General features: G+C 43.6%; 7 protein-coding genes and 1 pseudogene. 7 read left to right on the top strand and 1 reads right to left on the bottom strand.

Going from position 1 to position 9,643, the window contains the following annotated elements:
• Window positions 1–224, bottom strand: a 224-nt coding sequence (locus BS63_RS0107240; RefSeq protein ID WP_428835826.1) for a helix-turn-helix domain-containing protein, incomplete at its 3' end; no start/stop codon positions are given.
• Between the two features lie 519 nt (window positions 225–743).
• Between BS63_RS0107240 and BS63_RS0107235 the strand changes: the two genes are divergently transcribed.
• The 7 genes and pseudogenes from BS63_RS0107235 (at window position 744) to BS63_RS0107190 (ending at window position 9,607) form a co-directional block, all read left to right on the top strand.
• Window positions 744–1,190: an SWIM zinc finger family protein gene (locus BS63_RS0107235; protein WP_002959681.1), complete on the top strand. Its 447-nt coding sequence runs from the start codon at window positions 744–746 to the stop codon at window positions 1,188–1,190.
• A 116-nt stretch (window positions 1,191–1,306) separates the two neighbouring features.
• On the top strand, window positions 1,307–1,783 hold the full coding sequence (pezA, locus tag BS63_RS0107230) for a type II toxin-antitoxin system antitoxin PezA (protein WP_002959682.1): 477 nt from the start codon (window positions 1,307–1,309) through the stop codon (window positions 1,781–1,783).
• A pseudogene (locus tag BS63_RS1000000112285) lies at window positions 1,783–2,560 on the top strand (zeta toxin family protein). Before pezA ends, BS63_RS1000000112285 begins: the two are co-directional and overlap by 1 nt.
• A 514-nt stretch (window positions 2,561–3,074) precedes the next feature.
• On the top strand, window positions 3,075–5,318 hold the full coding sequence (gene metE, locus BS63_RS0107210; protein ID WP_002959690.1) for a 5-methyltetrahydropteroyltriglutamate--homocysteine S-methyltransferase: 2,244 nt from the start codon (window positions 3,075–3,077) through the stop codon (window positions 5,316–5,318).
• Between the two features lie 21 nt (window positions 5,319–5,339).
• Window positions 5,340–7,169, top strand: coding sequence for a bifunctional homocysteine S-methyltransferase/methylenetetrahydrofolate reductase (locus tag BS63_RS0107205; RefSeq protein ID WP_002959692.1), 1,830 nt, complete (start codon window positions 5,340–5,342; stop codon window positions 7,167–7,169).
• A gap of 215 nt (window positions 7,170–7,384) precedes the next feature.
• Complete coding sequence (locus tag BS63_RS0107195) at window positions 7,385–8,932, top strand: cation:proton antiporter (protein WP_080566223.1); 1,548 nt, start codon at window positions 7,385–7,387, stop codon at window positions 8,930–8,932.
• Between the two features lie 210 nt (window positions 8,933–9,142).
• Window positions 9,143–9,607, top strand: a complete 465-nt coding sequence (locus BS63_RS0107190; RefSeq protein WP_002959698.1) for a flavodoxin — start codon at window positions 9,143–9,145, stop codon at window positions 9,605–9,607.
• Window positions 9,608–9,643: the final 36 nt, after the last annotated feature.

Genomic DNA, 9,643 nt, shown 5'->3' with positions numbered 1-9,643 from the left:
AAGTAGTGGTCAAAGTAGATCTTTTTACCATTGACCTGCTTGACTTGTTTTGTCGTCCCACGCTTGATTTCACGTGAAATGGTGGAGCGACTTTTTCCCAAACGTCTAGCGATCTCAGCTGGTTTCACCCCTTCTGATAGGAAGGCCTCAATTTTTCCTCGTTCTACCTCTGAGAGGTGGCAATAGGGTTGTTTTGTGGTACAATTGGTGGTGGACATGCTTATCTCTTTCCTTATACTTTGTTTCGCAACTTTAGTATATCAGATAAGCTTGTCTTTTTTTGTTGCACCTCATTTTACAACGGGGCCTATATATTGAATTCAAACGAAAAGCAACTAATTCTTCTATTTTCATTTACTAGTTCCTATTTTGATTATACCTCCACAAAAACGTTAAAAAAATTTCTGCGAAGAAAGAAGCATCCGAGAATTTGGATGATTACTGGTGGACAATCAAATGCTCCAAGCTTTGTTCACAGAACATTGCGATTTTCTTCAAAGTAGAGTCACTTTGAACATCCAAGTCAGTTAGATTTTATTGCGACAGTTATTGCACAAGAGTATAATCATAATGTGGGATACTAAGTCAATAACTTTTGGCAGAATAAACATTAGTATTGATGGGGTCTTCCTAGACTCCATTTTTTTATTCAAAGACAACCTATTTAGACTTCGAGAATTGCAAGCTTCTTGAAGAGGAAAATTCCCATTTAATAAAGAAGAGAAAGACAAAACGAGGTTCTTATGTCACTAATTGATTTAGCCAGTCGAAAATCCCTGGCGAGGGGTCTTGATTACTTTGAGACTAAGCAGGTTCTTTCTTTCAATGAGTCTGGCAAAGATGTTATTGAAGGCAGAGTCAAGGGGAAACGCGACACGCCTTATTGGGTTCAGATAAATCCCAAGCATCCGAGAAAGTCTACTTGTGATTGTCCCTTTGCAGCAGGACGGCGGGTTATCTGTAAGCACATGGTTGCTCTGTATTTCACAGCCCTCCCCCAAGCCTACCAAGATTTTATGGCTGACTGTCAGCATCAAGAAGCTGAGGAAGAAGCCCAACGCCAGGCCAAAATGGAAGATTTAGAAGATTATGTCAACAGCCTAAGCCTTGACCAACTGCGTGAAGAGCTATTGCTAGCCCTTCTGGAATTAGAAGAAAGAGATTCAGAAATTGATTATTGGGAATTGTAAGGCATGTGGACATTTGAAATCCCTTGCTTTTGTCCAATTACAGAGAACGGCGCACCAAATTTGGTGCGTTTTCTTGTTTTTGTGATATAATAATTTAAACTAATGGAGGACTAGCTATGATTGGAGAAAATATTAAAGCCTTGCGTAAAAAAAGGGAGCTCACCCAACCAGAATTTGCTAAGATTATTGGAATTTCACGTAACAGTCTCAGTCGGTATGAGAATGGGACAAGTTCAGTCTCAACTGACTTACTAGATTTGATTTGCAAGAAATTCAATGTTTCCTACATAGATATTGTGGGAAAAGAAAAGTTATTAAGACCGATTGAAGATTATCAATTGACTTTAAAAATCGAGTTGGCTAAAGAAAGAGGAGTCAATCTCCTAGCTCGATTGTATGCTTTTCAAGATGAGCAAGGGATTGCCGTGGATGATGAGGCGAATCTTTGGGTGTTAATGGGTGATGATTTAGCAGATTTAGTTCACACGAAGATTTATCTTGTCAATACATTTGAGGAATTTGAACGCTATATGGGCTATCTAGATGGTATAGAGCGCATGTTGAGTATGGCTAAACAAGGAGTAGCTGTCTAATGATAGTGGCCAAATTTACCGAAGCTGAGTTAAATAGAGCTTTAACTCGTAATAGTCGTGCTTTAATTCGAGGAAAGAAGCCAAGTGAACATCCTACTGCTATTTTATTGGGGGGACAAAGTGGTGCAGGAAAGACAACCATTCATCGCATTAAGCAGGAAGCTTATCAAGGAAATATCATTGTCATTGATGGTGACAGTTTTTGCCCACAGCATCCTAATTTTTCAGCGCTTTAGCAAAAATATGGTAAAGATAGTGTGGAATACACCAAAGAATTTGCTGGCCTGATGGTTGAAGCCTTGATTGATAGGGTCAGTGATAGGGGTTATCACCTTCTTATAGAAGGTACTTTGAGAACGGTGACAGTTCCTAAAAAGACTGCCCTTACTTAATTTAAAGTCTAAAGGCTATCAAGTTGAACTAGCTATTATTGCGACTAAGCCGAAATTGTCTTACTTAAGTACTTTAATTCGCTATGAAGAGATGCTTGCTCAGTCACCAGATGGAGCACGGGCGACTCCCAGAGAATATCATGACGACATCGTTGACCATCTTGTAGATAATTTAAAACAGCTGGAGAAAGAGCAGATATTTAATCGGATTCAAATCTTTTAGAGAGACAGACAATGTGTCTTCGATTCTAAGAAAGACAGTCAGGCAGCAGCTGAGATTTTAGCTTCCCTTCTCTTTGGTCAATGGTCAAACTTTGATAAAGAAATGTTAGACATAGGTCGAAAACGGTTAGAAAAATTAAAAATAAGGAATCAGGAGAGATAAAATTCAAATGATATGGCAGCCATTTCTGATTACTTGCAGCAGTATGGTTTTCTGAGAAAAGCTTTAAAGTCATGGCAGTCTTCGAGTCTGTCATGCTTTTCTTTTAGTTTGAGACTTCTATGACTTAATTGGTGACACCCGCATCATCGGCTTACTTTAGCAAATGGCAGTTTTTCGAGCAATCTTAACTGTGCTAAGCTACTAGCCTCTAAAGGGTCTGAATTGATTCGCTAAAGCTGCAATGGGATTCTACTAGATTTGGATATAAATAAAATTTTTGGGGACTAAGCTCCCCTTTTTCTTTGGCTAAATTTGCTTGGTTTTGAGAGTGAGAAAGGATGGGGGTATAGCTGGTAACTATAACAATTGCTTGTTACTTAGTTATAAACTATAGGGCGGTCTATAAAAGTTCTAAGCTGAAAACTATTGATTTACTGATATAAAAGGTTATAAAATAGATTCCATAAAAAATAAAAGGGTATACTTTGAAAATATATCCCTATAGGAGGTAGCTATGGTTAAGGTGTCGAATTTAGGTTATCCAAGACTTGGTGAAAACCGTGAGTGGAAGAAGCTTATTGAATCCTATTGGAGTGGGAAGCTGTCTCAGGCTGATTTGCTAGCTGAGATGAAGAGTTTACGCCGGACCTTCCTGAAAAAGCAGGCAGATGCTGGCCTTGATTTGATCCCGGTTGGGGATTTTTCTCTCTATGATCATATTTTGGATCTATCCTACCAGTTTAATATTATTCCAAGGCGCTTTGCCAAGGAAGCCCATGATTTGGGTCTCTATTTTGCGATTGCTCGTGGTAATAAGGATAATGTGGCATCGGCCATGAAAAAATGGTTTAACACCAATTACCACTATATTTTGCCGGAGTGGTCAAAGCAAAAACCGAGTTTAAAATCTAATCGACTTTTGGAGCTCTATCTGGAGGCAAAAGAACTTGTTGGTGACAAGGCCAAACCGGTTATCACCGGGCCAATCACTTTTGTGGCCCTCTCTTCAGGGATTGAAGATTACACTGCAGCTATCAAGAGTCTTTTGCCCCTGTATCGGCAGATTTTTCAGGAACTTGTTGAGGCTGGTGCCAGCTATATCCAGGTCGATGAGCCAATTTTTGTGACGGATGAAGGCCATAGTTACTTAGAGGCAGCCAAGCATGTCTATGCTTATTTTGCTAAGCAAGTCCCCGAGGCCAAGCTGATTTTCCAGACCTATTTTGAGGCTTTGGTTGACCCAGAAATTCTGGGCAACTTACCAGTTGCAGGCCTGGGTCTGGACTTCGTCCATGGTTTAGAGGAAAATTTGGCCGCTGTCAAGGCTGGTTATTTCTCAGATAAGGAAATTTTTGCTGGTGTTATTGATGGTCGCAATGTTTGGGGTGCTGACTTAGAAGCCAGTCGAGACTTGGTTTTGGAGATTTCAGACAAGGTCAAAGCGGTCCATATCCAGCCTTCTTGTTCCCTGCTCCATGTTCCAGTAACGAAAAAAGGAGAGACTGGTCTCAATCCCCTCTTAAAAAATGGTTTGGCCTTTGCGGACGAAAAATTAGAGGAGCTCCGCCTTCTAGCCGACCAGCTTGAAACAGGTTTTAGCAGTCCAAAATTTACTCAAAAAGTTGCCGACTTTAAGGCACTTCAGGCGGCGGACTTTCGGAATTTGGCCTTAGAGGACTTGGGAAAGATTCCTCAGAAGCGCCATCTGGATTTCAAGGACCGCTACCCACTCCAGCAAGAGAAGCTTGGATTACCGGTTCTACCAACGACAACGATAGGCTCCTTTCCTCAATCTTCTGAGGTCAGACGGATTCGCCGAGCTTGGAAAGGACAAGAAATTTCCAATCAGGCTTATGAGGATTTCATTAAGTCTGAGATTGCTCGTTGGATTAAGATTCAGGAGGACCTAGATCTTGATGTCTTAGTCCACGGAGAATTTGAGCGCGTGGACATGGTGGAATTTTTTGGTCAAAAGTTGGCTGGATTTGCCACAACAAAAGGGGGCTGGGTTCAGTCCTACGGTTCTAGGGCAGTAAAGCCTCCAATCATTTATGGGGATATCCAACATATCCAACCCCTGACGCTCAAGGAGACGGTCTACGCCCAAAGTTTGACAAAACGGCCGGTAAAGGGGATGCTGACTGGGCCGATTACCATCACAAATTGGTCATTTGAACGCAATGATATTTCACGGCCTGATTTGTTCAACCAGATTGCCTTGGCTATTAGGAAGGAAATTGAGCTTTTAGAGGATGCTGGAATTCCTATAATCCAGGTGGATGAGGCTGCGCTGAGAGAGGGCCTCCCCCTGCGCAAGGACAAGCAACAAGCTTATCTGGATGACTCTGTGAGAGCCTTTCGCCTGGCGACTTCATCGGTTAAGGACACGACTCAAATTCATACCCATATGTGTTATTCCAACTTTTCGGAAATTATTGAGTCTATTCGTGCCCTCGATGCTGATGTGATTTCGATTGAAACCAGTAGGAGTCATGGCGAAATTATTGAAGCATTTGAGACTGCTACCTATCCCCTTGGAATTGGTCTGGGAGTCTATGACATTCATTCACCACGGGTTCCAAGTTTGGATGAATTGATTAGTAATATTGAGCGGCCCCTCCACCAGTTATCCTTGGACCAATTCTGGGTAAATCCAGATTGTGGTCTCAAGACCCGCAAGGAAAGAGAGACGGTAGCGGCCCTTAAAAATTTGGTAGCTGCGACCAAGATTGTTCGCCATAAGTTCGGCAAAGATTAAGGTATGGAGAAAGGAGCAGATATGGCACAACTTCTGGAACGTTTAAAAAATGAGATATTGGTTGCTGATGGTGCCATGGGGACACTACTTTATAGCAATGGTCTGGATAATTGTTATGAAGCCTATAATCTCTCCCACCCCGCTGATATCAAAAAGATTCACCTTGCCTACATTGAGGCAGGGGCAGATATCATTCAGACCAATACCTATGGGGCAAAACGGCATAAATTAAAAAATTATGGTTTTGACGACCAGGTCAAAGAAATCAATCAAGCAGGTGCTCGTTTAGCAAGGGAGGCAGCAGGTGATAAAACCTTTGTCCTAGGGACCATCGGTGCCTCCAGAGGGATTCGCCAGTGTGACTTAGATTTAGAGGAAATTGTCAGAGAGACCGTGGAACAGGCTCAGTTTCTCTTGGAGACGGGTGTCCTGGATGGCCTGCTTTTAGAAACTTATTATGATGCTGAAGAGCTCCTAGCAGTAGTTAAGGCCCTTCGTCCTTTAACAGAGCTACCACTAATTACCAACCTTTCCCTGCAAGAGGTTGGCCTGACGGGGACAGGGCAGTCCCTTGTTGATATTTTTAGCCAACTGATTATGTTGGGAGCAGATGTTGTCGGTTTGAACTGCCATCTGGGGCCCTACCACATGATTCAATCTTTCAAGCAGATTCCCCTTTTCGCCCAATCCTATTTAGCAGTCTATCCCAATGCCAGTCTGCCAGCCTTAGATACGGCTACAGATTCCACCTATCAGTTTTCATCTAATGCTGACTATTTTGGTCAATCGGCAAGGCTACTGGCTGCAGAGGGAGCCCGCATTATTGGTGGTTGTTGTGGGACGACTCCAGCCCATATCCGTGCTGTAAAGAGGGCCTTGGGTGGCCTCAAGCCAGTCCAGGAAAAATATTTGACTCCCTTGGCTAAGGAAGCAGACTTCTTAAGACAGGTTAAGACAGGGGAGACCTTAGTAGACAAGGTTAAAAGGGAGGTGACTATTGTCGCAGAATTGGATCCCCCTAAAAACCTAGAAATTGCTAAATTCAAGGAAGGTGTTAAGGCTCTTGATACTAGTGGTGTGGCAGCCATTACCCTGTCAGACAACTCTCTGGCCCACACCAGAATTTGCAATCTCAGTCTCGCCTCCCTCCTAAGAGATGAAATTTCAACACCTTTTCTCTTACACCTGACCTGTCGTGACCATAATATGATTGGGCTGCAATCGAGGTTACTGGGTATGGATTTACTAGGTTTTGATCACATTTTGGCTGTGACTGGCGATCCCTCTAAACTGGGAGATTTTCCTGGGGCGACTAGTGTCTATGATGTGACAAGTTTTAAACTGATTCAACTCATCAAGCAACTTAATCAGGGAAAGAGCTATAGTGGAGCTTCCTTGAAAAAGGCAACTAGTTTTACTGTAGCTGCAGCCTTTAACCCCAATGTTCCCAATTTAGCTCGAAGCGGTCGTCTTATTGAGAAGAAAATCACGTCAGGAGCCGATTGTTTTATTACCCAGCCCATTTTTGAAGGAGAGACAATCAAGCAGTTGGCGGATTTAAGTGAATCTTATGAGCAACCCTTCTTTATTGGAATATTACCAATCACCAGTTATAATAATGCCCTCTTCCTTCATAACGAGGTTCCGGGGATTAAATTATCAGAGGCTTTTCTCGAAAAACTGGCAAGGGTCAAGGATGATAAATCTAAGTGTCAAGAGATTGCTTTGGCAGAGAGTAAAAAGTTGATTGATCAGGCGCTCACCTATTTTAAGGGTATCTACTTGATTACTCCCTTTATGCAGTACGATTTGGTGTTGCAGTTGGTAGACTATATTAAAGCCAAGCAGTAGATGAGCTGGCAAGCAAACCTTAGGGAGGGATTAAAAGATTGCTGCGAGCAAGCCTAGCTTCCCTCGCTAAATCTACTGGCGAAAGTAAGCCAATGGTCCAATATTATCCGGTCTTAGGGTCTCGCTTCTGCAAGCTGGCCATTGAAATGGTATAATGTTAGCTGAATGTCTGCTCAAGTAACCTTGTTGCTGGGCTTGGATATTGGGAGTATTCTATGACAGGAACTTTTATTTCATTAACAATAATTACTTTTATAGCAGCAGTGACCCCTATGGTGGCCAAGTTGATTCCCAGACAGGTCGTGCCTGAGACGGTGATTTTGATTGCGGCTGGTGCAGCTCTAGGCCCCCATGCGCTCGGCTGGATAAATTCGGATAGTGAAGCTCTCAAGCTCCTATCTGATTTGGGTTGTGCCTTTCTCTTTCTTTTGGCGGGTTATGAAATTGACCCCAAGGTCATTGTCGGAAAAGAGGGAAAGAAGGGCTTCTGGACCTGGGCCTTTACCCTGGTTATTGGTCTGATTGTGGCTTTTATCATGCCGGATATTGCTTCGGGCAAACAAGGCTTGATTGCCACAGCCCTGCTCTTTACGACAACGGCTCTGGGAACCCTTATGCCCATTTTGGAGGAACGGGGCCTGACCGGAACCCAGATTGGCAATACCATCATTGCTTATGGAACTTGGGGAGAAGTAGCGACAGTCATTGCCATGGCTATCTTGCTTTCTGCCAGGTCAACCTGGAAGACAGCAGCCATTCTTGGTGGTCTCCTGCTGATTTGTGTCTGGTTGGCTACCTTGGGCAATAAGGCCGTTCAACGCGGTGGTGCTCTCTACCAGTTTCTTCATTCCAAGGCGGATACCAATTCCCAGATGACGGTGCGGGTAACCATTCTTCTCTTGATTGTTTTGGTTGCCTTCTCATCAGTTTTCGAGTTGGATATTGTCTTGGGAGCCTTTGCGGCGGGATTTGTCCTCAGGTTTGTGATTCCAGAAAATAGCCACACCTTAGAGAAGAAAATTAATGGGATTGCTCACGGCTTCCTGATTCCTCTTTTCTTTGTGATTTCGGGTTGTAGTATTAATCTCATGGCAGTTGCAGAACGACCAGGCCTGCTGGTAGCCTTCATTTTGGCCTTAGTCTTGATTCGGGCCATTCCTATCGTTATTTCGCTCTCCTTGGAGCGCGATCCAGAGAAGCGCCTGACCATTCACAATCGTTTTTCGGTTGCCTTCTACTGTACGACAGCCCTACCCCTAATCGTTGGGATTACGGGGATTGCGGTCAATGATGGCTTTATGTCCAGCGAGATTGCTTCTGTTCTGATTGCGGCGGGTGCCATCACCGTTTTCCTCATGCCCTACTTGGGTGCCCTTACCTATACGGTGGTCGATGCGGAGCCAATTACGGCTGTTCGGGAAATTTTCCATTCTCCAAAGGATATTTCGGCCATTTTGCACAAGCATTTTGAGCAAGAAAGAAAACGGGTTCGTCAGTATCAGGATTATGCGGCCAAGCGGATTGCCTGGGGCTTGGATGCTATCCAAGATCCAAATGAACGCCAGGAAATGCAGGAGCTGCTCCTAAAGAATCGGGCTGAAACCCAGGCCTTCCATCGGGAACAATTGGAGCTGCGCAAGGATCTTTATGCCAAGCATACGGATGCCGTCAAGCAGGTCTATCAGAAATATCACAATGGCCAAGTGCCTAACGACCATTTCTTGCGACTCTTGGAAGATCGTCGCTATAAGCGGGATGATTAATCTAATGGTATAAATTTTATTCAATTCCAAACCCTATGCGGTTTGGTTTTTTTTGTTATAATGAAGCTAAGCAGGTCAGGCCTAGCCAAGCATGAATAAGCACAACCTCTTAGCCCTTCTCCTAGGTAGAAGGCTAGGGGATTTTTCTTTTTAGCGACAGTCAGCGAAGAGAGCCGAAAATGCTTGCTTATCTTACGAAAGGGGCAAATCATGTCAAAGACTTTAGTTATTTATTTTTCGATTACTGGAACAACTAAGCGACTTGCTGAAACGATTGCCAGCCGTCTGGGAGCTGATACCTATGCCATTCAGGCGGAAGAACCTTATAGCCAATCTGATTTGACCTGGACCGATGATAATTGTCGTGCCAATCAAGAGCAGAATAATCCTGCCAGTCGTCCTGAATTCGTAGGCTACCTTCCTGATATTTCAGGCTATGACACTATCATTATTGGTCATCCTATCTGGTGGGGGATTCCACCTCGGATTGTGGAGACTGTCGTCGAAAAGTTGGATTTGACTGGCAAAAGGGTAGCGACCTTTGCGACATCGGGCGGCTCGACCTATGCGCAATCACAAACTTTCTTTAACCAACTTTTAGCTGAGCAACCCCTGCCAGGTGATGTCCTTTCCAGTCAGGCCACTCTGGAAAAATGGCTAACAGCTCTTGACTAGCGTTTATTTTTAAGTTTTGATTGACTTGGAGTTAAC

Source organism: Streptococcus sobrinus DSM 20742 = ATCC 33478, from assembly GCF_000686605.1.
GTDB classification, from domain to species: domain Bacteria; phylum Bacillota; class Bacilli; order Lactobacillales; family Streptococcaceae; genus Streptococcus; species Streptococcus sobrinus.
Note: the sequence above shows the minus strand (reverse complement) of the source record. Positions and strands in the feature narration are given on the sequence as shown.

What these genes read in the sequence shown, in the direction of transcription:
- BS63_RS0107205 (WP_002959692.1), top strand. Translation starts at nt 5,340, where the DNA reads ATGGCACAACTTCTGGAACGTTTAAAAAATGAGATATTGGTTGCTGAT.
- BS63_RS0107190 (WP_002959698.1), top strand. Translation starts at nt 9,143, where the DNA reads ATGTCAAAGACTTTAGTTATTTATTTTTCGATTACTGGAACAACTAAG.
- BS63_RS0107195 (WP_080566223.1), top strand. Translation starts at nt 7,385, where the DNA reads ATGACAGGAACTTTTATTTCATTAACAATAATTACTTTTATAGCAGCA.
- BS63_RS0107235 (WP_002959681.1), top strand. Translation starts at nt 744, where the DNA reads ATGTCACTAATTGATTTAGCCAGTCGAAAATCCCTGGCGAGGGGTCTT.
- pezA (WP_002959682.1), top strand. Translation starts at nt 1,307, where the DNA reads ATGATTGGAGAAAATATTAAAGCCTTGCGTAAAAAAAGGGAGCTCACC.
- metE (WP_002959690.1), top strand. Translation starts at nt 3,075, where the DNA reads ATGGTTAAGGTGTCGAATTTAGGTTATCCAAGACTTGGTGAAAACCGT.